The organism is Novosphingobium sp. BAM6, from assembly GCF_057784955.1.
In genome coordinates this window covers 127,628-153,550 of the sequence record NZ_JBYNTR010000006.1, presented here as the reverse complement: position 1 = coordinate 153,550, position 25,923 = coordinate 127,628, and the positions used below count along the sequence as shown (strand labels likewise).

20 protein-coding genes and 1 pseudogene are annotated in these 25,923 nt (G+C 63.6%); 8 read left to right on the top strand and 13 right to left on the bottom strand.

Annotated features, from left to right (window positions below; genetic code table 11):
- Position 1: 1 nt before the first annotated feature.
- Positions 2–1,579, bottom strand: a complete 1,578-nt coding sequence (locus tag AC3EC3_RS15740; RefSeq protein WP_488490542.1) for a lipopolysaccharide biosynthesis protein — start codon at positions 1,577–1,579, stop codon at positions 2–4.
- The gene (locus tag AC3EC3_RS15735) at positions 1,579–2,556 is read right to left on the bottom strand and encodes a glycosyltransferase family 2 protein (protein ID WP_488490541.1); all 978 of its coding nucleotides are present in this window, start codon (positions 2,554–2,556) and stop codon (positions 1,579–1,581) included. Before AC3EC3_RS15735 ends, AC3EC3_RS15740 begins: the two co-directional genes overlap by 1 nt.
- Before the next feature lie 53 nt (positions 2,557–2,609).
- Between AC3EC3_RS15735 and AC3EC3_RS15730 the strand changes: the two genes are divergently transcribed.
- Positions 2,610–3,590 (top strand): glycosyltransferase family 2 protein, encoded by a 981-nt coding sequence (locus AC3EC3_RS15730; protein WP_488490540.1) that lies wholly within the window; start codon positions 2,610–2,612, stop codon positions 3,588–3,590.
- 362 nt (positions 3,591–3,952) lie between these two features.
- Here the strand turns inward: AC3EC3_RS15730 and AC3EC3_RS15725 are convergent, their stop codons facing one another.
- Positions 3,953–5,230, bottom strand: coding sequence for a hypothetical protein (locus tag AC3EC3_RS15725; RefSeq protein ID WP_488490539.1), 1,278 nt, complete (start codon positions 5,228–5,230; stop codon positions 3,953–3,955).
- Positions 5,231–5,415: 185 nt separating this feature from the next.
- Between AC3EC3_RS15725 and AC3EC3_RS15720 the strand changes: the two genes are divergently transcribed.
- Complete coding sequence (locus AC3EC3_RS15720; protein ID WP_488490538.1) at positions 5,416–6,363, top strand: glycoside hydrolase family 26 protein; 948 nt, start codon at positions 5,416–5,418, stop codon at positions 6,361–6,363.
- A gap of 25 nt (positions 6,364–6,388) precedes the next feature.
- On the opposite strand, the gene AC3EC3_RS15715 is transcribed toward AC3EC3_RS15720, so the two are convergent.
- From AC3EC3_RS15715 to AC3EC3_RS15685, 7 genes are read right to left on the bottom strand one after another with little or no spacing between them, the layout of a single operon-like run.
- Positions 6,389–8,584 carry a GumC family protein gene (locus AC3EC3_RS15715; RefSeq protein ID WP_488490537.1) on the bottom strand — a complete coding sequence of 732 codons (2,196 nt, stop codon included), beginning with the start codon at positions 8,582–8,584 and terminating at the stop codon, positions 6,389–6,391.
- A gap of 5 nt (positions 8,585–8,589) precedes the next feature.
- Positions 8,590–9,894 carry an outer membrane beta-barrel protein gene (locus AC3EC3_RS15710; protein WP_488490536.1) on the bottom strand — a complete coding sequence of 435 codons (1,305 nt, stop codon included), beginning with the start codon at positions 9,892–9,894 and terminating at the stop codon, positions 8,590–8,592.
- A gap of 7 nt (positions 9,895–9,901) precedes the next feature.
- Positions 9,902–10,465, bottom strand: a complete 564-nt coding sequence (locus AC3EC3_RS15705; RefSeq protein ID WP_488490535.1) for a polysaccharide biosynthesis/export family protein — start codon at positions 10,463–10,465, stop codon at positions 9,902–9,904.
- Positions 10,462–11,496, bottom strand: coding sequence for a glycosyltransferase family 2 protein (locus AC3EC3_RS15700; protein ID WP_488490534.1), 1,035 nt, complete (start codon positions 11,494–11,496; stop codon positions 10,462–10,464). Before AC3EC3_RS15700 ends, AC3EC3_RS15705 begins: the two co-directional genes overlap by 4 nt.
- On the bottom strand, positions 11,493–12,566 hold the full coding sequence (locus tag AC3EC3_RS15695; protein WP_488490533.1) for a glycosyltransferase family 4 protein: 1,074 nt from the start codon (positions 12,564–12,566) through the stop codon (positions 11,493–11,495). Before AC3EC3_RS15695 ends, AC3EC3_RS15700 begins: the two co-directional genes overlap by 4 nt.
- Before the next feature lie 53 nt (positions 12,567–12,619).
- On the bottom strand, positions 12,620–13,780 hold the full coding sequence (locus AC3EC3_RS15690; protein ID WP_488490532.1) for a glycosyltransferase family 4 protein: 1,161 nt from the start codon (positions 13,778–13,780) through the stop codon (positions 12,620–12,622).
- An 8-nt stretch (positions 13,781–13,788) separates the two neighbouring features.
- Entirely contained in the window at positions 13,789–14,499 is a 711-nt protein-coding gene (locus tag AC3EC3_RS15685) for a sugar transferase (protein WP_488490531.1), read from the bottom strand.
- A gap of 449 nt (positions 14,500–14,948) precedes the next feature.
- Between AC3EC3_RS15685 and galE the strand changes: the two genes are divergently transcribed.
- Positions 14,949–15,971, top strand: coding sequence for a UDP-glucose 4-epimerase GalE (galE, locus tag AC3EC3_RS15680; RefSeq protein ID WP_488490530.1), 1,023 nt, complete (start codon positions 14,949–14,951; stop codon positions 15,969–15,971).
- A 390-nt stretch (positions 15,972–16,361) separates the two neighbouring features.
- On the opposite strand, the gene AC3EC3_RS15675 is transcribed toward galE, so the two are convergent.
- Positions 16,362–17,453: a Gfo/Idh/MocA family protein gene (locus tag AC3EC3_RS15675; protein WP_488490529.1), complete on the bottom strand. Its 1,092-nt coding sequence runs from the start codon at positions 17,451–17,453 to the stop codon at positions 16,362–16,364.
- A gap of 30 nt (positions 17,454–17,483) precedes the next feature.
- Between AC3EC3_RS15675 and AC3EC3_RS15670 the strand changes: the two genes are divergently transcribed.
- From AC3EC3_RS15670 to AC3EC3_RS15650, 5 genes are all read left to right on the top strand, one after another.
- Complete coding sequence (locus AC3EC3_RS15670) at positions 17,484–18,419, top strand: aldo/keto reductase (protein ID WP_488490528.1); 936 nt, start codon at positions 17,484–17,486, stop codon at positions 18,417–18,419.
- Positions 18,416–19,507 (top strand): LLM class flavin-dependent oxidoreductase, encoded by a 1,092-nt coding sequence (locus AC3EC3_RS15665; RefSeq protein WP_488490527.1) that lies wholly within the window; start codon positions 18,416–18,418, stop codon positions 19,505–19,507. Before AC3EC3_RS15670 ends, AC3EC3_RS15665 begins: the two co-directional genes overlap by 4 nt.
- A 121-nt stretch (positions 19,508–19,628) precedes the next feature.
- The gene (locus tag AC3EC3_RS15660; protein WP_488490526.1) at positions 19,629–20,900 is read left to right on the top strand and encodes an MFS transporter; all 1,272 of its coding nucleotides are present in this window, start codon (positions 19,629–19,631) and stop codon (positions 20,898–20,900) included.
- Positions 20,901–21,017: 117 nt separating this feature from the next.
- On the top strand, positions 21,018–23,342 hold the full coding sequence (locus tag AC3EC3_RS15655) for a TonB-dependent receptor (RefSeq protein ID WP_488490525.1): 2,325 nt from the start codon (positions 21,018–21,020) through the stop codon (positions 23,340–23,342).
- A 97-nt stretch (positions 23,343–23,439) separates the two neighbouring features.
- Positions 23,440–24,819 carry an FAD/NAD(P)-binding protein gene (locus AC3EC3_RS15650; protein ID WP_488490524.1) on the top strand — a complete coding sequence of 460 codons (1,380 nt, stop codon included), beginning with the start codon at positions 23,440–23,442 and terminating at the stop codon, positions 24,817–24,819.
- A gap of 150 nt (positions 24,820–24,969) precedes the next feature.
- Here AC3EC3_RS15650 and AC3EC3_RS15645 read toward each other — a convergent pair.
- A pseudogene (locus AC3EC3_RS15645) lies at positions 24,970–25,410 on the bottom strand (TorF family putative porin); the annotation flags it as partial.
- A gap of 109 nt (positions 25,411–25,519) precedes the next feature.
- The gene (locus AC3EC3_RS15640) at positions 25,520–25,867 is read right to left on the bottom strand and encodes a hypothetical protein (protein WP_488490523.1); all 348 of its coding nucleotides are present in this window, start codon (positions 25,865–25,867) and stop codon (positions 25,520–25,522) included.
- Positions 25,868–25,923: the final 56 nt, after the last annotated feature.

Sequence of the window (25,923 nt, the reverse complement as noted above, 5' to 3'; positions counted from 1 at the left end):
CTCATCCCCGGCGGACGGCCTTGCGCGCGATCTCGACGATCCGGCGCAACTGCGCGCGTCCGGTTGGGAACAGCGTCAGCGCGACACCGAACACCACGTAAGCGAGTACGCCCGCCAGCGCCAGCATCGGCAGGCTCGCCCAGTCTATCCGCTGCGCCAGCACTGCCAGGACACCGCCGCAGATGACCGTCGCTGCGATCAGCGGTGTCATCAAGCGTACGGCATCCCGGCGATTGACCGGGCCGCAGCGTGTGACCGCCCACCACATGACCGGGATCTGCACCAGTCCGCTCGATATTGCCGCAGACATCGCCACACCCTTGGGGCCCCAGAAGATGCCGATCAGATAGCCGATCACGATCACCACGGAACCCAGCCCACCCCATTTCAGCTGCTCGGCAGCACGGCCCTGGCTGATAAACAGCCACGATGCCGCCTGCCGCAGTTGCAGCGTCAGTGCCGCAACCCCGAGCCAGGCAAAGATCGGCGCGGAAGCCGCCCAGCGCGCCCCCAGCAGGACCTTGATGATCGGCCCGGCAAACACGATCGCACAAAGGATGCCCGGCGTCGTGAGACTGAGAATCCCGCCCAGCAGGGCAAGGTAGGCGCCGCGATATTCGCGCTCGTCCTCGTTCAGACGCGAGAGCAGCGGCACGGCGACGCGCGCGGCAGGTGCGGTCATCTGCCAGAGCGGCTGGAACATCAGCTTGTAGGCACGGTCGTATATACCGAGCGGCCCGGCGCCAAAACGCGCGCCGATCAGGATATTGTCGAGATTGGTGATCAGGTAGCCCAGCAGGTTGTAGCCGGTCACGGTCCCGCCAAAGCGCAGCAGATGCATCGCCTCGCGCGCGATACCGGGACGCGAGGGCCACCAGCGCGAAAAACCCCAGGCCATCGCCAGCGTCGCGACGCCGTTGACGATCTGCATCACCACCAGCGACCAGTAGCCCAGGCCGAGCAGTGCGCCTGTCAGCCCCGCAACGACACCTGCAGTCAGCGCCCCCACCTCGATCATCGCGATCGCGCCAAAGCGCATCCGGCGATTGAGAATGGCCAGATGCTGGGCTGCGAGGCTGGACAGCAGCAACGCCACCGCCATCGTCGCCATGATCGGCTGCACCGCAGGCGTATGATAGAATAACGCAGCCAGTGGCGAGAGAACAACCGTCAGCACAGCAAGACCGGTGCCGATCAGCACATTGAGCCAGAACAGGCTGGACAGTTCGGTCTGGTTGATGGTGGGGCGCTGCACCGTTGCCGCAGAAAGTCCGAGGTCGGTCAGCAACAGCGCCGCCGTCACCAACGGACCGACCATGGCCAGCAGACCAAAGTCGGTCGGCAGCAGCAGCCGGGCGAGCGCCACCTGCGATCCGAACTGGAGCACGAACTTGGTGCCCTGACCGGCCAGCGTCCACGCCGCGCCCATCGCCGAGCGGCGCTTGAGTTGCCCCGCATCGGCTTCCGGCGTGAAACCGCCGCCAAGTTCGTCCGGCGGCGCCACTCCTGTCGCGCCTGTTCCGCCCGCTGCCGGGCCGTTTGTCATTGCGCCGTCCGTCATTGCAGAAGCCTCTGCCATTACGAGACTGCCCCCTTGTAACCGCCGCGCAAGGCCTTACGCAGAATGATCGGCAGTTGCCGCGCGCTTTCCTGTGCCACCAGCGATACGCTGTCGGCACTGGCGAAAAGATAGCCGAGCGCAGCTCCGGGCCTTCGCGCTTTCAACTCGTCGGTAAAGCCGCGATAGTAGTAACAGCGCTCGACATTGCGCAGATGCCGCCGCAGCAGCGAGGCGAACTGCGCATCGCCCGACGCGCGCGCATCGGCAAGCAAACGCCGCTGGCGCTGGCGCAACCGGTCTAGATCGCCGGTGGTCTGAACACTGGTCAGCGAATTGGTCCGGACGAGATAGCGATACATCGGCTCTGGATGCAGCCACCAGACAGCACCGGCGCGCAACATCTCCACATAGAGCGCAAAGTCCTCGGCAAACCGGACCTGCTCGTCGTAGCGCAACCCGTGCTGGAGCAGAAAGTCACGCCGCATCAGCGGCTTGAGAAAGCCGTAATTGGTGCGCGGAGCCTCGGGCGAGGAAATGTTGCGGGCGATGAACTCGGGCAGGTCGATCGCGCGCGGGGCTGGCAGGAAGCCGGGCGGAAGCATCGTCGCCTCTTCGCCGCTGACCTCGTCCGCCAGCACGAGATTGTCCGCAACCATGTCCGCATGCTGCGCGTCGCCCAGTGCGACCAGCGTGGCAAGTCGCGCCGGCAGGAATGTATCGTCCGCGTCCAGCAAGGCGATCCATCGCCCGCCGGCGGCAGCGATACCGGCATTGCGCGCCACCGACGGGCCACCGTTGCGCGGAAGGGCGATCAGCCGAACGCGGGTGTCGCCTGCGGCGATTCGCTCGACGATGGCGACGGTGTCGTCGGTAGAACGATCATCCACCACGATGACTTCCATCGTACAGCCGTTTTGCTGCGTTGCGGAAGCGATGGTAGCCTCGATATACTGTGCGGCGTTATAGGCCGGAACGATGACGCTGACCTCGATCATGCGGCTCCTCGGTCATAATCGGAAAACCGGACCGCAGCCACGAAGGGAGCCGCATGCCCAAGCCCGAAATTACCGTTATTGTACCCGCTTACAATGCCGCCGGGCTCATCCTGCCTTGCCTGCAGTCCATCGTGGCCCAGACCCGAAAGGACTGGCAGGCGATCGTGATCGACGACGGCTCGACCGACGCCACCGCTGCCGAAGCGGCATCGCTTAGCGACCCCCGCATTACGCTGGTGCAGCAAGCCAACGCAGGGGTCTCCAGCGCCCGCAACAAGGGGCTGGAAATGGCGTCCGGCCAATATGTGATGTTCCTCGACGGTGATGACCTGCTGCATCCCGCAGCTCTGGAAAGACTGCTGACCGGACTGGAGAAGCGCCCGCAGGCGGTGGCCGCCTTCGGCACTTTCCGCAAGATCCTGCCCAGCGGCGCGCCTTATCCGGGCGAGAAGCCGCTTGCCCGCCACAGCTATCCGGACGGCGACGTGCTGGAGCCGATGCTGCGAGGCAACTTTCTCGCCAACGGCGGTCACGTGCTGATCCGCACAGATGTCGCGCGCCGCATCGGCGGTTTCGATGGCAGCATCCGCCTCAGCGAGGACTGGGAGTTCTGGTGCCGCCTTGCAGCAGAGGGCGAATTCACCTTCATCGGCCGCGAGCCCGAAGTGTTCTCCCTGCGAGTGCGTCCCGGCAGTTCGTCCGGAGGACTGTCCGTCGACTGGGCCAATCACGAGCCCTGCCTTGCTGCCATTACCGGCAACGAGACGATCCGCGCGCGCTTCGATCCCGCCACGTGGCAACGCATAACGCGTGCCATGCGCGCGGCGAGCCTGTGGGAATGCGGCCGCGTCAATTTCACCATGCGCCGCTTCGCCCCCGCGAACCGGATGATGCTGGCTGCCTTGCGCCTTGAACCCACACCCAAGCGACTGGTGATGTTTGCCGCAGCGATGGTCCAGCGCAGCACCGGCCGCGCGCTGTTGTCGCGCCTGCGCTTTCGCGACAGCGATCTGGTGGCAGACGCAGTAGCCTGACCGGCTGCACCCTTATCAATCGATTAACCAGTAACGCGTATGGCCCGCCTCACCCCATCTGGACCAAAGAGACGATCTGTGGCATTTTTGTGGTGGGAGATCATGCCTGAAACGCTGACGGAATACTGGTGACATGAATAGAGAACCTCCGGACCTGAACGACGGACCGTCGATTTCAGGCAATCCGTCGACTGGGCATGTCGAGCCTCAGCCGTCATCGTCCCGCGCCCAGGGCATGCATCCGCTTGGCACAGCCCCGCCGCCTTCCACGGTTACGCCTCAACCCATCGAAGGGCGACGGATCAACCTGTTCGCGTGGGGTGCGGTGTGCGTGATCGGTGCCGCGATGTGGGCGCTGCTCTTCAAACTTCTGTAAGCGGCGGATCGCCCGGACGGGCGGACCAGATACACAGCAGGAAGAGCAGTACCAGCATCGGCGTGAACAGCAGATATCCGCCGCCGACAATGAATGTCACTACCGCCAGAACCGACAGGATCGCCAGTTCGCGACGCCACAGCGTGCCCGCCAGCATCGTCATGAACAGGGTAATTCCGACAAGCCCATAGTCGATCATCAGCTTGGCGATCGAGTTGCCGGTCCCCTCCATGTGATAGATATAGCGCTCGGTGGCGCCCGGCCCCCAGCCGATCAGGAACCGGGCCTCCTGCCCGAGGTCCGCCAGAGGCAGGAACGGCCCGATGAACCGGGCATAGCCGCTGGAGCCGGAATAGCTCAGTTCGTCGGTTCGGCTGAGCAGCGAGCCTACCGCGTCAGGAAAGGCAATCGCCGCCAGCACCAGCCCGATCGCCGCAGCGATGATCAGCCCGGCGACCCTGCCGAAATTACGGGCCGACATGCAGGCATAGAAGGGGATCGCCAGCAGCAGCGTCAGCGCGCCCGTCCCCGAGAACGTCAGCAGGTAGGCGAGAAGATAGAGCGGCAGCCACTTCGCCCGGCCCAGCACGAAATAGTCCAGCACCACCGCAATCGCCAGCGTCTGCGAGAAGATGCTCGGCTCCAGCAGGAAGAAGCCGTTGGAGCGCAGAATGGTGGAGCCGTAGTGCAGGATCGGATTGAAGTTGAACTGCGATTCCACCAGCACCGGCTTGAGCGGCGGGATCGCCAGCATGAAGGAAAAGATGCGCAGGCCCGCAAACTGCAGCACCCATTGCACGATCCCCGCCACCGACAGGAAACGGACGTAAGCCAGGAACAGCGGCAAGACCGTTTCCCGATCGAAACGCGCACTGGGACCGATGACGGTGAAGCCGTATGTCACCAGAATGGCGACGAGGGACGGCAAACTGACGCCGAAACGCGCGTCCGGCACGGTAATCGCGATCAGCGTGGTGATCAGTGTCCATGCCGTGAACAGCAGGAACAGCGCCGTGCCGCGTGCGCGCAGTTCGGCCTGCCCGGTCGCCAGCGCCCAGCCCAGAAGCCCGGCGAACAGTGGCAGACTGACGAACAGGGCGGCACTGCCCGCAATGACACCGAAACGCTGCAGGATAAGGCAGGCGATCAGCGCGCCATGCACGAACAGCCGGCTTCGCCGCGCGTCGTCCGGCAGAATTGACGTGACCGGGGATACGGCCAAAGACCCTGTCGGATACGCCGGAATGGCCACAGCTTCGCTCATTTGCTCACTCCGCCGCGCGTACCGCGCGCAGCATGGCGCAACGGATTGCAAGCGACCGGAAAATTTCTATCCCCGATAGACGAAAGGCGCCGGTCGTGCGCCGAGCGGGAGAGGAACCTTGCGCGCGACGGCTTTCCGGTCACGTCGCGATGCCTCGATCCTGCTCGACCGGAACGGAGAGCCTGATGCGCCGTATCGCTTTGACATTCGCTTGTGCCGCCGCCTGTACCGCCATTGCCCTGACCGCCAGCGCACCTGCGTTCGCCAACCCGCTGATGTTCGTCTACAAGGGCGCCGGATGTGACGGCAAAGGCCGCCTGCCCCGCTATCAGGGCGTGATGGGTCGTCATCTGGACGGTGTGAACGACTTTCTCTCGGCCGAAAGCTGGCAGCAGATGCGTTCCGGTGCCCAGTGGGCGGTGGGCTGCTGGCAGAACAGCGGCTATCGGCTTTCGCTTGGCGTGCCGCTGATCGTCAAGGGCGGATCGCTGAGCGCTGCCGCCGCCGGTGAATATGACGACGAGTTCCGCAACATCGGCACTCTGCTGGTCGCGAAAGGACAGGCTGATGCCGTGATCCGGCTGGGCTGGGAATTCAACGGCAACTGGTATCCCTGGTCCGCCAACAAGGATCCCGTCAGCTTCGTCGGTGCGTTCCGTCATGTCGTCGGGGTCTTGCGCGCCACGCCCGGCCAGAAGTTCCGCATCGTATGGAACCCGGCCTCGGGCGTGGGCGATGTCGCTGCTGACAAGCTGTGGCCGGGCGATGCCTATGTCGATATGATCGGCTTGGACGTCTACAATCAGAGCTGGCGCCCGCAGGACATCGTGCCCTCGATCCGCTGGCAGGGACATCTCACCGCAAACTATGGGCTGAACTGGGCGACCAAGTTCGCCGCTGCCCATCGCAAGCCCCTGGTCGTGCCCGAATGGGCCACGGGCACCCGCCCCGACGGCCATGGCTGGGGCGATGATCCCCTCTTCATTCACAATATGGCCGCCTGGATGCGCGCCCACAATGTCGCCTACGAAGGCTACTGGGACTTCACCGCCTCCGACTATGACGGCACCATGTCTGCAGGCAAGTTCCCCAAGACGCTGGCCGCCTACAAGGCCGAATTCGGCGGCAAGTGACGCCGCCTGCGGAGTATCCCGCAGATCAGGCATAGTAATCGCCGTAGCTCATGTGATCGCGATCGACATCGCCGTGCCCGAAGGCTGACAGGCTCGGCATGTCGACGCGAGTGGCCACCACGCCCAGCGGCTCGATATCGAGCAGACGCATCCGCTTCAGAGCCGCCTCCACGCTCTGACGCGGTGTGCTGTTCCAGCGCAGCGTCAACAGCACATCGTCGACCTGACGCAGCAGCAGCCGGGTGTCGGAAACGGCAAGCACCGGTGCGCAGTCGAACACCACGAGGTCGTACTGCTCGGCCTGTGCCGCCGCGATCAGTGCAGAGATATGGGCAGGCGTGAAAAGATCCTGGCGCTGCGCTTCGCCGTCGGCGTGAACGCCCAGCACCATCATCCCCGTAGCCTCGTCCCGGATCACGGCATCCGCCAGCCCGATTTCACCGCGAAGCACCTGTGCCGTGCCAACGGTGGGCGTGAAGCCGAGCGCGCCCGCAACCGCCGGCTTTCGCATATCGGCATCCACCAGCAGGGTCCGGCTGCCACCCAGCGCAGCGGTGCGCGCCAGGGATGTCGCGAAGGTGGTCTTGCCTTCAGCCGGACGTGCCGAGGTGATGCCGACAGTGGTCATACTGCGTCCGTCCTTGTGGATCAGCAGATGGCGCACCGAGCGCAGTTGCTCGGCATAGAGCGAATTGGGTCGCTCGATCGGGAAATTGACCGGCGCAATCAGCTTGTCCGCACCCTGCGCGATCGAACCGGTCTCGGGCATATTGGCGATATGCGGCAGACCGAACTCACGCTCGATATCGGCCGAGGAGACCAGCTTGCGATCGAACGCCTCGGCGATCCACACCGCCGCACTCGCCATGATAGCGCCGAGTGCAAGGCCGATCAGCAGGATCAGCGGCTTGTTCGGCGAACTGGGGCGCAGCGGCAGAACCGCAGGCGAGAAGATGCGGGCGTCCTCGTCCGCGACCAGTGCCTGGCTGCTGATCGAGTTCTTGCGCTGGAGCAGCGTATTGTAGGTATCGCGCAGGCCATCGGCCTTGCGCTGTAACTGGCCCAGTTCGACAGAGGCCTTGGTATCGCCCTCCAGCGTCGCCGTGGCGCGTGCGACCGTGCCATTGGCTTCCGCAGCATTGGCGTCGGCGATGCGGGCATTGGCGCGCAGGTTCTGCATCTGGCGGCTCGTCTCGGCCGAAATCGCCTTGTCGAGCGCGTCGAGCTGCTCCTTCGTGCGGATCATGTCCGGGTGATCGGGCTGATAGCGGCTGGCCATGTCGTTGTACGTGGCGGCGAGCTGCGCACGCTGGTCGCGAAGCTGCTGGATGACGGGCGACTGGAGCACGGCGCCGACACCACCTGCCCCGCCCCGCGCGGACTGTCCGCTGGCGGTCGCGAGTTTGGCGCGAGCGTCAGCCGCCGTGGCAGACGCAGCGGCTGCCTGCTGCTTGTAGAGCGACAGCTCCTGCTGGGTGAACGTGGTGTTCTGTCCCGCGCCTTGACCGCCCGTACCACTGCTGTCGAACAGGTTGTGCTGGGCACGGTAGTCCGCAACGGTGGCATCGGCCTGCTCAAGCTGGACGCGCAAGTTGTCCAGTTCGTTACCCAGACCGCGATCGACCTGTTCCACCGCTTCGCGCCGCGAGTCCCGCTTTACTGCCAGATACTGATGGCCGACCTGATCGGCGATCGCCTTGGACAGTGCCGGATCGGGCGAGGTGTACGAGATGACGACGACGTTCGACTGCCCCGGACGCACGATCTTGAGATTGCCGACGACCATCGCCGTGGCGGCAGCCTCGCGCGAAGAAGGCGTCAACTTCGATAGCGGGCCTGCAAAGGCTGGATTATCCACCAGATCCAGTGCCCGCACCGTTCCTTGCGCTACGGCAGTCGAACGCATGATCTCGATTTCGGTATCGGCTGCGTTGTCCGAGGTCGACAGGCCCGGCAGGACTTCCTTGTCCTTCTCCGACACGTTCAACTCGCGCGAGTTGACGACCATGTTGGCACTGGCGGTATAGAGCTTGGGGCGAGTGAAGCCATAAGCGGCGACCAGCAGCACCACGACCACGAAATAGATCAGCGCAAGCCAGCGCCGGCGGCGCAGCGCCGCCATGGCACGGCGCACGCCATCCATCGGGTCGCGCAGCAGCGCGCCTCGCATCGGCTTGGCGTCCTGCGGGACAGTGGCGCGGTGTCGGGTGGCGTCGTTCATGGCGTTCACCTTCTCAATGTCAGGCTGATGGTCACGCGATCGTCCTGATACGCGCGATAACGGTCGGCACCGTCGGAGGTCTGGTCGAGCCGCGCATAGCCGAGTTGCAGCGTGGCATAACGATTGATGCGATACAGGGCGTTGGCCTGCGCGATGAAGCGGCCGTCGCGCCGGTCGAGGTTGCTGTAGTCGTTCACCTGGTATCCCGCCGAGAGCGAGAAGATCAGCTGACGCAGCCACTCGTGATCGACGCGCAGGGTCGCCTGACTGGACAGATAGCCGCCCGAGGTCGGGATGCCGGAATCGAGCACCGCGCGATTGGCCTTGAGCGTGATCGTGGTCAGCTGCGTCGGGAAGTATTGCAGGCTGACGTTGAAGTCTGCGCCCTTGATGTTCTTGTAATAGGGCAGACGGAAGTTCTGGTAGATGTACCCTGCGCTGATGCTGCCGCGCACGAGGGCCGTCGGCTCGAACGTCACACCGGCGAGCGCCTCGTAGCCCTGTGAATCGCGCGAGGGCGTCTCCTCGGTCGAGACCGGAAAACGACGCGTATTGTAGTCCAGGCTTGCGAACCAGGCGAGCGAAGGCGTCTGCGCGTAGGATACGCGCATGCCGACCCTGTAACTGGTGTTGTCGCTGGTCCGCTGATCGACCACCTCGCCATCCGCAAGCGTCCCGTTGTTCCAGCCAAAGTGCGCAAATTTGCCCGTGGCCGAAACGCGCAACTGATCGAAATCGTGGCTGATGCCGATCGCGGCGGACTGCTCGGCATAGGACAACGGCTTCACCGTCTGGGTATAGAGGTCTTCCGCCAGTCGCGACTGATGGTCGCTTTCGGCCCGTACTGCCGCGCGCACCTGCGTCGCGTGATCGAGCTGGAACAGGCCAGAAGCCGTTACCGAGTAATCGTCGGTGTTTTCGGTCGAATGATCGAGATAACGGTCGAACGTGCCCGCAGCCTTCAGCGAGAAATTGTTCAGCAGGTTCTGGTTGTGCAGTTCCAGCGAGGGCGTGAGTTCCAGAATTGCGTCACCTTCGGCGCCCTGTTCGGTGCCGTAGATGTTATCGTCATACGCCGTCGAAATACCGACCGAGGGCGCAAGGCGCAGCGATCCGACCGGAATATCTGCCGGTTCGTATCCAGGCTGCACCCGCTCGAACACGGCGGTATAGCGCTTGTCGATCTGCGGTGTTTCATCCGGGAGCAACGGGGTCTGGTCGGCCCGCGCAAGCGCAGGCCAGCAGACCGCGCCGCCGATCAGCCCGCAATGGGCAAGGACCGTCAGCCGGTTCAGGAAGTTGCGTGACACCGGCGACCTAGAAATTCCGTTCCCGCACCCGGATCGTGTCGCCCGGCTGGACGGGCAGATCGGCGGTCAAGGGCTCCCGTTCCTCGGCGGCCTCACCGGGATGGCGGATCATCACGACCTTCTCGTTCGCGCGATATGTGAACCCGCCTGCCGTCGCGATCGCGCCCAGCGCGGTCATACCCGACTGATAGGGGAACTGGCCCGCCTTCATGACCTCGCCCAGCACGTAGACCGGGCGTGGTGCAACCAGATCGACGGCAAGATGCACGCTCTTGTAGTAGTGCGTGGTCAGTGCCTGCGTGAGCTGCGTGGCAACGTCGTTCACGGTCATGCCCTGAACGTGGAATGCGCCGACCATCGGGAACGAGATGTCGCCGTTGGTGTTGACGATATATTCGGCGCTGAGATTGGGCTCACCATAGACGTTGATCCGCAGGTGATCGTCAGGCGCCAGCTTGTAGACGTAAGGCGCCGCCGCCTGTGCGCCGGGCGGTGTTCTGGCTATGTCGGCTGCGCATCCACCCAACAGCGCAAACGCGCTGAAAGCGAGGATCCCTCTGGCAAGCTTCATTCCGGCTCCTCGTAGTTTCGCGTAGATCGGGCCACGGAAACGGTCCGCGATGCGGCAGGTTGCATCGCGAATACTCGTTCTGTGAAAATTCGACGTAAAAATCCGGCGCCCCACGCCAGATGCATGGTTGCCGCAGCAGGGGCGGCAAGCAGCGTGGAGAAGGAGCGCGTCTGCAGGGCCATTGTTATCGCCACGCCAAGCAACAACAGCGCGTAGGCCAGCGCCACACTGAGCAGCGGCGCCCAGATCAGCGCGCCTGCCACACTGGCGCAGATCGCCAGCAGAACGACGGGCGGCAACATCTGGCGCAGTTTCAGCTTTTCACCGTGCTTGAGCACGGTTCGCGCCCGGCCGGAGCCATAGCGAAAATACTGACGCGCAAGCGCTCGCACGGTCTTTCTGGGATAATAGATGACGGGAATCGTCGTATCGAGCCAGATACGCCCGCCGCGCTGGCGGATCCGGGCATCAAGTTCGGCATCCTCGTTTGCCTCGAAACTCGTATCGTAGCCGCCAACCTGCTCGAAGATCGCGCGACGGAACGCGGCATGGTGACCGTGATCGACGAAGCGCGATGCCCCGCCCATGCGATGCGCCGATCCGCCCGTTCCGATACGACTGTTCTGCGCCGCCGCCGTCGCGCGCTGGAACGGCGTTACACCGCGCGTGGTCAGCCGCACCACCACCGTATCGGCCTCGTGCCGCTCCAGCGAAGCGAGCAAACGCGTCACATAATCCTGCGGGTAATCCGCATGGGCATCGACGCGGACAATCACATCCCATCGAGGGTTTGCCAGAGCTACCGCACGGTTGACCCCGGCGGACTGGATACGGTCCGGGTTGTCGACGAGCTGCACGCGCGGTTCTTCACGCGCGATACGTTCGACGATATCGCGGGTTCCATCGGTACTGCCGCCATCCGCCACGAGAATGCCGCCGATAGCGCCGATCGGCTCTGTCAGAAATTGCGCGAGCAGGCCCTCGATATGATCGCGCTCGTTCAGGGTCGGGATGACGACAACGGCGATCATAGGGGCATCCTGTCAGGGTCGAGCGCTTCGACGAACCGGGAAGCAGACACATCGAGCGCGCTTTCCTGCAGGCGCTGCGCGCTTTGCATCCGGAACGCCATGTTGCTGGCCAGCACCCGGTCCATGGCCGGAGCCAGATCATCTGCCGCGAAATCGATGCGGCAGGCATCCGGCAGATAATCGCGAAAAACATCGATATCCGATGCCAGGATCGGCACGCCGTAAGTCATCGCCTCCAGCATCACCAGCGGGACACCTTCCCAACGTGAGGGCATCAGCATCAGATCGGCGGCAGCAAGCACCGAATGCGGGTTGTCGGTCCAGGTCAGACCCCGAATATCGACGCGCCCTGCAAGCTCCACCGCCAGTTCCCGGCATGCCTCGTCGGCCTCGCCCGACCCGACGAACAGGAATGTCCAGTTGCCCAGCATCGTGGCCTGTCTGCGCAAGGCATCGAACAGGGTGTCCAGCCCTTTCTGTCGCGTCTCCAGTCGTCCCAGGAACAGGGCGACACGGGCATCCTTGGCAAGCCCCAGCGCCTCGCGCGCCGCATGCCGCGAAGGCCGAGCCGGCGGCGTGACCACGTTGTCGGCCACCACGACCGGTGCTCGTCCACCTGCCGCACGGACCTGCTCGGCCACCGCCCTGCCCGGTACGATAAAGCGATCGGGCCGGCGATAGAGCGAGCGGCGCACCCAGTCTCCGGGAAAACCGCTACGCCCCATTTCACGCATCCGGTGCGCCATGGGCACATAGCTCACCACAAAGCTTTCCGGCGGCGCGGCGAACAAGGGCACGGCGCAGTTTTCTATCCGCCCCTGCAGCAACAGCGTGGTCGTCGGCTGCACCTCGTCATAGACCTGACGAACCGCTGCGGCATAATCGGCCCGGAAACGAGCCAGATACGGCTCCGCGCGCTGCTTGGCGAAACGCCAGCCCTGAACCCGGAACCGGCTGGACGCGAAGGGCGCCATTCGGGCCGCCAGTTTGCCGTTGGCGGCGGGATGCCGCATCGTGATGCGCTCGTATCCGCCTTGCGCGACGATAGCGGGGAGAAAGCGCAGGAACATCTCCTCATGCCCCCCGAAATCGGGACTGTCCTGCAAAATCAGCAAACTGCGTGTCATATCGATACCGCGTGGCGTCGCTCGGCGATCGCCTCCTCGTAGACATGGCGGGTCATCGCGCCGATTTCCTCCCATCCGGGCATGGAGGCACCGGCGCGCGGCGTTGGCTTGCATCCGATGGAGCGCACGATAGCCCCCGCCAGCGCCCCCAGATCGTCCGGCTCCACCAGCTCGCCGCTGGTCTCGCCGATCATCGAGCGGAATGCGCCAAGGTCACTGGCGATCAACCAGCGGTTGAGATCTGCCACCATGTGCAGCACCCCGCTGGCATCAATCGTTCGATAGGGAAACACGAAGGCATCGGCGCTGCGCAGCAAGGCGGCCATATCCTCTTCGGAAAGCCGTCCGGCCCTCAACGAAAAGGCATTGCCCAGCTTCAGTTCGCGGGCGCGCTGCAGGATCGGCTCGATCGGCATCTGCGCTTCGCCGGCGACGATTATCTCGAGCCGTGCCCGCACCGCCGGATCGATCATCCCCAGCGCTTCCACCAGGCGATCTGTCCCCTTGTAGGGCTGCAGACGACCGAACAGCACCACGCGCCAGCGCCCATCGTCAGGGCGAACCTCCATACCACGCGCACTCAGGGACAGCGGTCCATGGGGCACCACATGGATACGATGCGGCGCGATCCCGCGCGCCAGCAAGGCTTCCCTGCCCTTTTCGGTATGGACGATCAGGCGGTCAGCCTCTTTCAGGACGGCGGCATAGCCATTGCCCTGAACGCCGACCGACTTGCCATTGAACGGCTGAATGTCATGCACCGTCATCACGACCGGTCGCTCGCGCCGGATACGACGCATCACCCTGACATCCAGCAGGGGCAGCACCGCCCACTGGACATGCACCAGATCGAAGCGATCGGCTTCGCGCGCGAACCGGCGCAAGCCCGAGACATGCTCCAGCCCCTTGACCAGCTTCCAGGCAGAGCCGCCCCGGCGCGCGGGACCATCCGTCAACGGGTAGAAGAACGAAAGCTTGTCGGCAGCCGCCAGCAGATCTTCCTCCAACGGCCGAAGACGGCGGGTGGCCCACACCGGACGCACGCCATTCTCGATCAGCCCGCGCGAAAGCGCGGCGTCGTAGGGAGCGGTGAACAGGGACGGATCGAGTTGCAGTACATCGATCACCTTGCGGCGATCATCGGCGGGGCTTGGCATCGCGATACTCAGAACGTGCCTCGGCTAACCAGAACGGCAGGAATGGTACGCACCATGATCGAGATATCGCCGCCCACCGTGCGCGTCCGGCAATAGAGCGTGTCCATCGCGACACGACGCCGATACCCGATGTCATTGCGGCCGCTCACTTGCCACAGTCCGGTAATACCCGGCCGCACAGCGCAATAGAACTGCATGTAGCGACCATAACGCGCAGCCTCGGCCGGCACGATGGGACGCGGACCGACAAGGCTCATATGACCCCAGATCACGTTCAGCAGCTGGGGCAGCTCATCGAGGCTCGACTTGCGCAGGAACTGACCGAGCGGCGTGATCCGCGGATCGTTGCGCAACTTCTGATCGACTTCCCACTCCCGGCGCGCGGCGGCATCCGTTTCCAGAAGCTTTCGCAACCGCACATCGGAATCACGGACCATGGTGCGCAGCTTGAGGCATGGAAAAAGCGCGCCACCACGACCAATCCGATAGTGAACAAAAATCGGCCATCCACGATCCTGAAGACTGATGGCAATGCACATCAGAATCAAAACTGGAACGACAAACATAAATGCCACAAAAGCAATAATTACGTCCATCAATCTAGACAAATTATTATCAAAAGTTTGAAGCGAAATCATTTCCGTTCCAGGCTTTATATTTGATTGACCTGAATTTTGACGAATGAATGCGTTGGAATAGCGATCGTCGAATTTTTCCATGGAGGTTCCCTTCCATGTCAGGTGAATGTGCGACGTCGTGCAATGTTTCAAAATTACGCACACTTGCCTAGATACAAAGGGCTCGCCCGGCCTTGCGATGAAGGCATTTCGCCGCAAGTGCGAAAAGAATGCTCAAGAGAGTAACATGAACAGATTGTAAATATTCCATCAATGCCGATGTTCTGGATCGCGCTTTTGCGTACCTTGCAGCAGTCCTGCATATAATATGTATCGATATCAGGCACACTTCGTCGGATTCCCTGGCGCAACAGACCGGCACTCTTTTCTGGAAATGCTCTCCCGCCGCCTTGCCGCACTGCCAGTCGCACCGATCGGTCCAGTCAACGCGGAGTTCTTGCCGCACTGCAATAAATGGCAGCACATAACGGCACTCATCGGCACCTCCTTGCCAAGGTGCCAACATTCCCGCTTGTCATTCGAGAGTTGCCGTGACCAACGCAAAACTCCCCGTTCTCGTTACCGGCGGCGCCGGATATATCGGTAGCCATGCCGTGCTGGCGTTGCTCGATGCCGGCTGGCCGGTCAGCGTGATCGACGATCTCTCCACCGGCTTTCGCTTCGCCGTTCCCGATGATGTCCCTTTCTATGAAGGCGATATCGAGGATACCGATCTTCTGATGCGGATATTTGCCGAGCAGGGAATCGGCGCGATCATGCATTTCGCCGGATCGATCATCGTCCCGGAATCGGTCGAGAACCCGCTGAAGTATTATCACAACAATACGGCGAAAAGCCGCGCGCTGATCGATGCGGCGATCGCCGCTGGCGTGCCGCACTTTATCTTCAGTTCCACCGCAGCGACATACGGCATCCCCCACACATCGCCCATTCGCGAGGACAGTCCGAAAGTGCCGATCAACCCTTACGGCATGTCGAAACTGATGACCGAGACGATGCTGGCAGACGTGGCAAGAGCCCACCCGTTCAACGCCGGTGTCCTGCGATATTTCAATGTGGCAGGCGCCGATCCGGCAGCGCGCACCGGACAATCGACCGCAGGCGCCACGCACCTTATCAAGGTCGCGGTCGAGGCGGCACTGGGCAAGCGCAGCCACGTCTCGGTATTCGGGACCGACTTCGACACCCCCGACGGCACAGGTGTCCGCGATTACATTCACGTCTCCGACCTTGCCACCGCACACGTCCTGACGCTGGAAGCGCTGATCGCCGATCCCACCCGATCGCGCACCATGAACTGCGGCTACGGTCGCGGCTTTTCGGTTCTGGAGGTACTCGATGCGGTCGATCAGGTCACCGGCAAGACCGTGGAGCGCCGCCTCGAAGGTCGCCGTGCCGGCGATCCGGATTCGCTGATTTCGGATACGGGCCTGATACGCAGCACGCTTTCCTGGACGCCCCGGCACGACGATCTGGCGACGATTGTCACCCATGCCCTGGCGTGGGAACGCAGGCTTTCCGATCTTCGCGACCGACCAGCCGCGGCTGCATGATGCCGCGGCGGCCGACGCCATCGTCTCTGAAACGACGGATGCGGCGGAACGCTCGACGCAAGAGACAAGAACCCGTGACGCAAGGCTACTCTAAGGAACCTGCCGCAAGAGGATCACGTTGACCCCATGACTCTCAAAAAACCGAGCAAGGACAAGCCGCGAATGACACCCAGCGCAAAGCCCGATCAGAAGCGAACGCGGGATCAGGCCATTTCCCCGGATGCCTTGCGCACGATCATGGCATCCTGGGAAACACACCGCGCCGAAATCAAGCGAGCCTGTCAGCGGGTACTCAATCTGCGCGGCTAGAGCATTTTCCCATCAGGCAGAATCGCCTGATGGGAAAATGCGGCAAACCAGAAACTTGGAGCGCGGCAAACGCCGCCCGGCTCAGCCTTCCAGCACTTCACCGATCTCCACGACGCGCTTCTCGCGTGCGCTCCGTTCCGCCGCAGCACCGATGGCGACAGCCATCAGACCGTCTCGTGCCGTCACCTGCACCTCGCCCTCACCGCGCACCGCGCGCGCGAAGGCTTCGTGCTGATAGAACGTCGCTCCATGGTGTGAGCCCGCATCCATCGCTGCCTGATCGACCGCGACGTGCCGGCGCTCCACCGCCTTGGGCCCCGGCCAGGGAACGCGCGGCGACCAGACCAGATCGCCCGGCGGGATCAGCACGTCGAGCCGTCCCTTGTCACCGGTCGCGCTGATCTCTTCCTGATGCTCGGCGCCTTCCGCGAACATGCACAGATCGAGCAGCGCGCGGCTGCCATCGGCGAAGTCTACCGTGGTAAAGCTGTTGTCGATGATGTCGGGCTGGCGACCGTCATAGCGCTCGTCGATATGGTTCACGTCCATCGCGCCCGAGCAATAGACGCGCACCGGCTCCGAGCGGGTGATGAGGCGCATCAGGTCGAAGAAGTGGCAGCATTTCTCCACCATCGTCCCGCCGGTGTTGACCGAGAAGCGGTTCCAGTCGCGCACTTTGACGAGGAACGGGAAACGGTGCTCGCGGATCGAGAGCATGTGCAGGCGTCCGACCTTGCCGCCATGAACTTCCTCGATGAAGGCCTTGGCGGGCGGCATGAAGCGATATTCCATGCCGGTCCAGAACGCCGCCTTGCGCGCCTCGGCCCGCTCGACCACCCAGCGGGCGTCCTCCATCGTCGTGCAGAGCGGCTTTTCGCACAGGATCGCCACGTCGCTGTCGAGCAGCGGCTCCAACACCTTGCGATGGGTGAAATTGGGCGAGACGACGACCACGGCATCGAGCCCGGCGTTGGCGATCATGCTCGCGCTGTCGGCATATTCGGTGACGCCTTCGCCCGCCGCGCCCAGGGCATCCCGCGCCCAGCCAAGCGACACCGGCTCCGGATCGGCAATGGCAACTATCTGCGCACCTTCGAGAATCTTGAGGTTGTGGATGTGCTCCACGCCCATCATGCCCGTACCGACGATCCCGTAACGCAGTGTCTCTACCATTTCACAACTCCCTGTGCCATGTGGTCGCCCATGACGACGCCCGACACGACATCCGATATGCGTTTGCGCCTATCGACCGATCCCGTATCGCTCGGCAAGAGCGGAATTTCCGTTTTCCCGATTGCCTGGGGCATGTGGCGGCTCGCCCGCGCTGACGGCAATGACGATATCGGCGCCATCATCGCCCGAATCGAAGCGGCGCTGGAGGCGGGGATCACCCTGTTCGACACCGCCGACATCTACGGCTGCGACGCCGCACTGGGCTTCGGCGGTGCGGAACTGCTGCTGGGCAAGGCGCTCGCGGCCCGGCCTGACCTTCGCGAGAAGATGGTCATCGCGACCAAGGGCGGCATCGTGCTGGGCGTTCCCTATAATTCCAGCCCTGCCTACCTGAACAGCGCGCTCGACATTTCGCTTGAACGCCTCGGCCTGCCGTCGATCGAACTTTACCAGATCCATCGCCGCGATTTCCTGACCCACCCGCGCGATGTTGCCGAGACCCTGGCTGCGATGGTCGCGAGCGGCAAGGTCAAGGCCATCGGCGTGTCCAACTACAGCCCCGCCGAATTCGACGCGCTGCAGGCGTTCCTGCCCTTCCCCATCGTCTCGACCCAGCCCGAGTTCTCCGCCGCGCGCATCGCGCCACTCTATGACGGCACGCTGGATCAGGCGATGGCGCGCGAGGCTGCGGTACTGGCATGGTCGCCGCTGGGCGGTGGCCGTCTGGTCTCCGGTTCGGACGATCCGGTCGCCAAACTTCTTGCTGCACAGGGCGCGAAGTTCGGCACCGATGCGGCCGCCGCCGCGCTGTCGTGGATCATGGCGCACCCCTCGCGCGCGATTCCCATCGTCGGTTCGCAGACGCCCGAGCGCATTCTTGCCTCGCGCGATGCGCTGAAGGTCGAGTGGGCCGCCAGCGAATGGTACGCCGTGCTCGCCGCCTCGCGCGGGGAACCGCTGCCGTGAGCGCGCTGCCCCCGTGTGAGGTCAGTTGGTTCTCGGCGCTGTGTGACGACGATTACGAGTTCCTCGGCCAGCCCGACCCGATGCTGCGCTCCAGCTGGGAGCACTGCCGCAACATCGTGACGAGTGCCGAGGAAGGCGGTTTCGACAACGTGCTGCTGCCTTCGGGCTATGCTCTCGGTATCGACACCACTGCCTTTGCCGCCGCCATCGCCACGCAGGTGCGTCGCATCAAGCTGCTGATGGCCGTGCGCATCGGCGAGTTGTGGCCCGCCCAGCTTGCCCGCCAGATCGCAACGATCGACCAGATCCTCGGCGCAGGCACCGCAGGCCGACGCCTGAACATCAACGTGATCTCCAGCGAGATGCCCGGAGAGACACTCGATGGCGGTGCGCGGTACGAACGCACGACCGAAGCCATCGAGATCCTGCGCACGCTGCTTTCGGGCCAGCCGCTGGACCATCAGGGACGGTTCTGGAATCTGAAGCTCGACCCGCCGCGCATGATCGCGCCCGGATCGACCTGTCCGCCACTCTACTTCGGCGGTCTCTCCGAACCCGCACGCGAAGTCGCCGCCAAGGGCTGCGACGTGTTCCTGATGTGGCCGGACCGGATGGAGGCGGTGAAGGAGACCATCGCCGACATGCGCGCCCGCGCTGCGAAATATGGTCGCACCCTGCGCTTCGGCTACCGCGTCCATGTGATCGTGCGCGAGACCGAATCCGAGGCCCGAACCGCCGCGAACCGCCTGCTCTCGCGCCTCGATGCCGCCGAAGGCGCCGCGATCCGCGCAAAGTCGCTCGATTCACAGTCCGTGGGCGTGAAAGCGCAGGCCGCCTTGCGCGAAACCGCCAGCGACGATGGCTATGCCGAGGACAATCTGTGGACCGGGATCGGCCGTGCCCGTTCGGGTTGCGGCGCCGCAATCGTCGGCGATCCCGATCAGGTGCTCGCCAAGCTGCAAGCCTATCGCGAAGCGGGGATCGAGGCGTTCATCCTCTCGGGCTATCCCCATGCAGCCGAAGCGGACCTGTTCGCCCGCCACGTCCTGCCGCATATCGACCACGGTCCGCTGGGCGGTTTCGCCTGATTTCGTCGTCCTCCCGGCCCGGACATCACGTTCCTGCCGGGAGGACGACAAATTGATGCCACCAAATCAGTAGAAAAACTTTGTTGGTCGCAGTGATACCCTACGCCTACGCTAGGGTTTCATGACGACCGCGATCCCCATTTCCTTGACCGACGCAGAGGCGCAAAGCCCGCGAACGGCCAGCCTGCTCTCTCCGGCCCATCGCCGGTTCCTGTTCGCGCTGGCGCTGACGGCGGGCATTCTCAATCTGGTGGATCGCCAGATCATCGCCGTTCTCAAGCCGACCATCGCCGCCGACCTGCACTGGAGCGACGACGATTACGGCACGCTCGCGGCGTGGTTTCAGGGTGCTGCCGCCTTCGGATTCCTGGGCGCTGGCTGGCTGGTCGACCGCCTCGGTCTGCGCCGCGCCAATGCGCTGGGCGTTACCGTCTGGTCGCTCGCAGCGATGGCGCATGGCTGGGCCAGCGGCTTTCGCGAGTTCATCGCCTGCCGCATCGCGCTTGGCGCAAGCGAGGCGATGGGAACGCCTGCGGGCATCAAGACCGTCGCGCTGATCTTTCCACCCGAAAAGCGTACGACCGGCTTTGGCCTTTTCAATGCCATCAACAGCCTTGGCGCGATCCTGACGCCGCTGGGTATCCCGCTGGCCGCTGCCCTGTGGGGCTGGCGCTCCACCTTCGTCATCGCAGGCGGCATCGGCCTTGTCTGGGCGCTGGTCTGGATGCTGGGCACGCGCGGCGTATCCTTCGGCGATACGCGCAAGGCTACCGGTAATACCCAACCCATTTCCGGCATCCTGCGCGAACGCCGGACCTGGACCGTCGCTCTCGCAAAGGTGCTGTCCGATGCCACCTGGTGGCTGATGCTGTTCTGGATGCCGGACTATTTCAACCGCGCTTTCGGCCTTTCCGGCGTGGCACTCGGCGTGCCGCTGGCCATTGCCTATCTCGGCTCCGCCACCGGATCGCTGGTTTCGGGCTACGTCTCCAGCCACCTGCTCGCCAAGGGCTGGAGCGTGAACCGCACGCGCAAGACAGTGATGCTGATCTCTGCCCTCTGTGTCCTGCCCGTGCCGCTGGCGCTGCACGCCTCCAGCTATACCGTCGCAGTCGGGCTGATGGCCCTGACGCTGGCGGGCCATCAGGGTTTCTCGACCAGCCTGTTCGCCCTGATCGCCGACGTGACGCCTGCCACCAAGGTCGGCCGTGTGACCGGCTTCGGCTCGTTCTGCGGCAATCTTGGCGGAATGGCGATCAGCAAGATCGCAGGGCTCGTGCTTGCCGCAGGGCTTGGATACGCGCCGCTTTTCGGCTTTGCTGCGGTGTCCTACCTGCTGGCACTGGGCTGGATCCAGCTGATGATGCCGCGCATCCACCTCGCCGAAGACTGAGCCCGTACAACACGAACCGTGCTCCGGGCAAGCCGGACCGCAAGCCGCAATAGATTTTCTATCTTTGTCTACTTAATCACTTAGGTATTGTCGGCGCACATCAGGGAGATGCTTTCAATGACCGATAACACCCGCCCGCTTGCCCGCACGCTGTTGCTGCTGGGCGCTGCGATTGCGCCGCTGGCACTGGCGACACCCGCTCTGGCGGACGATACCGCAGCGCAGGGCGAGCAGCCGAACGCCGGCGTGAATGACAATGGCGAGATCATCGTCACCTCGCGCTATCGCAACGAGACGCTGCAGAACGTCCCCATCGCCATCAGCGCGGTGAGCGGCCAGACGCTGAACGACCGCCAGATCAACAACGTGCAGGATCTCAGCGCGATCGTGCCCTCGGTCTCGTTCCGCGATGGCGCCTCGAACAAGGACCGCACGATCTTCATTCGCGGCGTCGGCACGATCAGCACGTCGCCGGGTGTCGAATCCTCGGTATCGACCGTGGTGGACGGTGTCGTCCTCACCCGCCCCGGACAGGCGACGCTCGATGTCGGCGAAGTGGAGCGCATCGAGGTGCTACGCGGGCCGCAGGGCACGCTGTTCGGCAAGAACGCCTCGGCAGGTGTCGTCAACATCGTCACCGCCGGTCCGAGTGAGCAGTTCCATGCCTATGCCGAGGGCACGGCGACGACCGACCAGGAATATCGCCTGAAGGCAGGCGTCACCGGCGGCATCGCGCCGGGCATTACCGCACGCATCGACGGCCTCTATGCCAACTATCGCGGCAACGTTCGCAACCTGACGAACGGCGATCACGTCAACGGTTACGAGCGTTACGGTGCGCGCGGCAAGATCGAGGCCAAGCCCACCGATAACCTGACGCTGACGTTGGCGGGCGACTATCTGCACTCGCACGACACCACCTCGAACGGTGTCTACCAGAGCGTCAGCCAGATCGCCTACCCGACCGGCACCGTCACCACCTCCGCCGGTCTCGCCAGCGTGCTGGCCGCCGAAGGTATCACACCGGGCACGGACAACCGCGACGCGGCGACCGACTTCAACACCAACGTCACCGACAAGAACTATGGCGGATCGCTGACAGCGGTGCTGAACCTGGGTCAGTACACCGTGACCTCGATCACCGCCTATCGCGAGTGGAAGAACCGCCAGCATCAGGACTACGACGGCCTTGCCACGCTGACCGCCGCCTTTCCCGAAGGCGAGGATCTGGGCACCGTCAACATGCACCAGTTCTCGCAGGAACTGCGTCTCGCCTCCCCCAAGGGCGGCCTGATCGACTACGTGGTCGGCGCCTATTACCTCCACGCCAAGACCGACGAGGTCTATACGCGCGATCTGACCCGCCTGATTTCAGGCGCGGAGAGCGACGTCGAGGGCGTGGCGCATTACGGCGTGACCAACAACAATTATGCGCTGTTCGGTGAGGCGAACATCAACTTCACCTCGCGCTTCCGGGCGATCGCGGGTTATCGCAGCACCTGGGACGATCTCAGCTATTACCACGTGCGCACGTCGACCAACGACCCGGACAATACCGGTTCGAGCGCCTATGACGTCTCGGGCATCCGCGCCTATCACCAGTCGTCCGGTTCGACGACCAGCCACGGCAACTCGTGGCGCGTGGGCCTGCAATACGATGTCGCGCCCACGCTCCAGACCTATTTCACCTGGTCGCGCGGCTACAAGGGACCGGCCTACAACGCCTATTTCAATATGCGCTCGCTGAACGCGACGACACCGCTGGATGAAGAGGCGCTCAAGCCCGAAACCTCGAACTCGTTCGAGGGCGGCATCAAGGGCTCGGCACTCGATCACAAGATCACCTTCGCGCTGGCGGTCTACCACACGCGCTTCAAGAACTATCAGGCCAACTACAACGATGTGGTCGGCGGCGCACAGGTCACGCGCCTGATCAATGCAGGCACCGTGCAGACCAAGGGCGTCGAGCTGGATTTCGGCCTGCATCCGATCCCCGGCCTGTCGCTGAACACCTCGCTCGCCTATACCGATGCCAAGGTGATCCACTTCAACTGCCCGGTCGGCGCGCCCAGCAGCTGCGATATCGACGGCGAACCGCTGCCCTATGCGCCCAAGTGGAAGCTCTACGAAAGCGCCTCGTATCGCTTTGCGCTGAGCGACAGCCTCGATCTGGAACTGCAGAGCGACGTCTCGCTCCAGAGCCAGACGCAGTTCCAGCTGACCGAGACGCCGGGCACGATCCAGCCGTCCTATGCCATCTGGAACGGCAGTGCTGCGCTCCTCGGCGCAAATGATGGCTGGCAGTTGCGGTTCTTCGTCAAGAACATCCTGAACCAGCACTATTCGAGCTATCTGGCCAACGGCACCTATGCCGGGATCGTGCGCTACGTCCCGCGCGACGACCAGCGTTATGCAGGGGTCATGCTGCGCAAGGACTTCTGATCCTTGTGCAACAGGTGGAGTACGAGGCGAGACCGGACCCCTTGCCTCGCACTCCACCACTTGCCTGCCTCGATATTTTGCACGTAAGTTCAAGGCTATGACCGAGAACATGCAGAGCGACACCCCATCGGACCACACGCTGCCGGTCGCCGTGATCGGCGGAGGGTTCACCGGGACGCTGGTCGCCGTGAACCTGCTGCGCAACGGCGTCGATGTCGTGCTGATCGAACGCAGCGAGCCGCAACTGGGGCGCGGCCTTGCCTTCGGAACCCCTCGTGCCGAGCACCTGCTCAATGTCCGCGCCGCCAACATGGGCGCGTTTCCCGACGATCCCCGCCATTTCCTCAAGTGGATGAACCCCGCGGACGAGGATGAGGCCAACCGCTTCGTCCCGCGTCGGCTCTATGGCGCCTATCTGCGCGACCTGCTCGACGAGGCGGCGACCAGACACTCGCCCCGCCTGCGGATCGTGCGCGGCGAGGCTTGCGACGTGCGCTTCACCGACTGTGACGTCGCCGTCACCATGGCCGATGGATCGACCGAGAAAGCCCGCAGCCTCGTGCTCGCGCTCGGCAATTTCCCGCCGGTCGCGCACCCGGCACTCGGTGCCCTGCCACCCGCTCTCTACACGAGCGATCCGTGGCAGGCGGGTGCGTTGAAAGGTATAGATAGGCTCGATCACGTCCTGCTGGTTGGCACGGGCCTTACCGCTGCGGACATGGTGTTGTCGCTGGACAATGCCGGATTCAAGGGACGGATCACGCTGCTCTCGCGCAGAGGTCTGCGCCCGCATGCCCATGCCGAACTTGGGCCCGCCGTGTCGCCCGTCCCCGAACCGCAGGCGCGTGGCTCAGCGCTTCTGCACGCGGTCCGGGCACGCGCAAAGGAAGTAGATTGGCGCGCCGCCGTGGACGAATTGCGCCCTTTCACGCAGAACCTCTGGCGGCGCCACGACGTGGCTGCGCAGCGGCGCTTCCTGCGGCATCTACGCCCCTACTGGGACATTCATCGCCATCGGCTCGCCCCGCAAGTCGCGCGCCGGCTGCACGAGCTGGAGAACGAAGGACGACTGGTCTATGTCGCAGGCAAGCTTGCGGGCTCTGCTGAAGCCGATGGCCGCGCGCATATCTCGTACCGCCCGCGTGGCGAGACGGACCTGCGCGAAATCACCGTCGATCGCGTACTGAACTGCGCAGGGCCCGACAGCGACGTGACGCAGTGCACGGTTCCCATCTTGCGCACTCTCCTGACGCAAGGGCTGCTGCGGCCGGACACGCATCGCCTCGGCATCGACATCGACCAGCTCGGCCGTGTCCGAGATGCAGGCGGCAGGGTCAATCCCAGGCTGTTCGCTGCCGGGCCTCCCACCAAGGGGGAGGCCTGGGAGATCATCGCCGTCCCGGACATCCGCCGTCAGGCCTGGGATATCGCCCGTTACCTTGCAGATGCCCACTGGGTCGGCGGCGAGGGGCTATAAGCCGACAGGACAAAGAAAGGCGCGGCCAGCTCTGGGCTGAGCACGCCTTTTCCCTCGTTTGCGGCGCTCGTTGCGGCAAGGCGGCGTGATGCCGGCCTCATCGCGCCGCTGCCATTCCCGAGCGCCACGCAAGGCAGATCCTCAGAAAGCCGCAGTCAGCGAGGCAGGGCCCGCATTACCCGAAAGCTTGACGTAAGGCTCTGCGAAATCGGAATTGTCGGCGCCGCCCGGATAGACATACCAGGTCAGCCCGACATCGAGCGCCGTGTGATCGCTCAGTTTCGTCCTGTAGCCGCCGATCAGATCGAGTTCCATGTTCGCTCCGCCGAACGTGCCCCAGCCCGACAGGTTGGAGGCCCAGGTGCCGACATAGACCCCGCTCCTATGGCTGATCGTCAGGCCGCCCTGGATCGCCATGTCCTTGTCCGACTGTGAAACGCCGCGAAAGCGATAGTCAGAGGTGAGCGCGACCGATCCCGATGCCGTGATATCGGGCGTGCTCTGCTCCTGCGGCTGGCTGTCCTGAGCGTAAGCAGCACTCAAAGGCGCAATACCAGCAATCAGGACAGCAAGCGTAGAGATGGTCTTCATGTCTTCCTCACAAGAAATATACCCGGTTATTCCGAACTATTCGAGGAGGCGGAATTAGATCCCATCGGCATTTGATAGCGAGATTTGAAAACATGATATGAAATATAAATTACATATATTTCCGGATGGTAAGCTCATGGCGCGGAAGCGGAGGCACATTGTTTTCCGACAGGCGCGGATCCATCACGGTTGGCTCCGGAAATTCAACCGACCATCGTCCGGGAACATGGACTTGCTTCCAGAGCGCGGGGCCGACGAAAAGCAGGCCGTTGCCGATAACCAGAAACAGGATCAGCAACGCGCACAGGCTCAGTTCCCCCATGGTGGCCTGAGCCGGGGCATGGGCATGCACATGCCGATAGAGGATCGTTCCGGTGACACAGGCCAGGACAAGCACAATCAGGCCTCCGGCGCGAACGCCAACCTGAGCCAAGCGGGTCTGATACCAATGCGCCATAATGCCTCCCTTCTGGAAGGCACTCCACTTACGCACACGCGCATAACGTTTCGAGA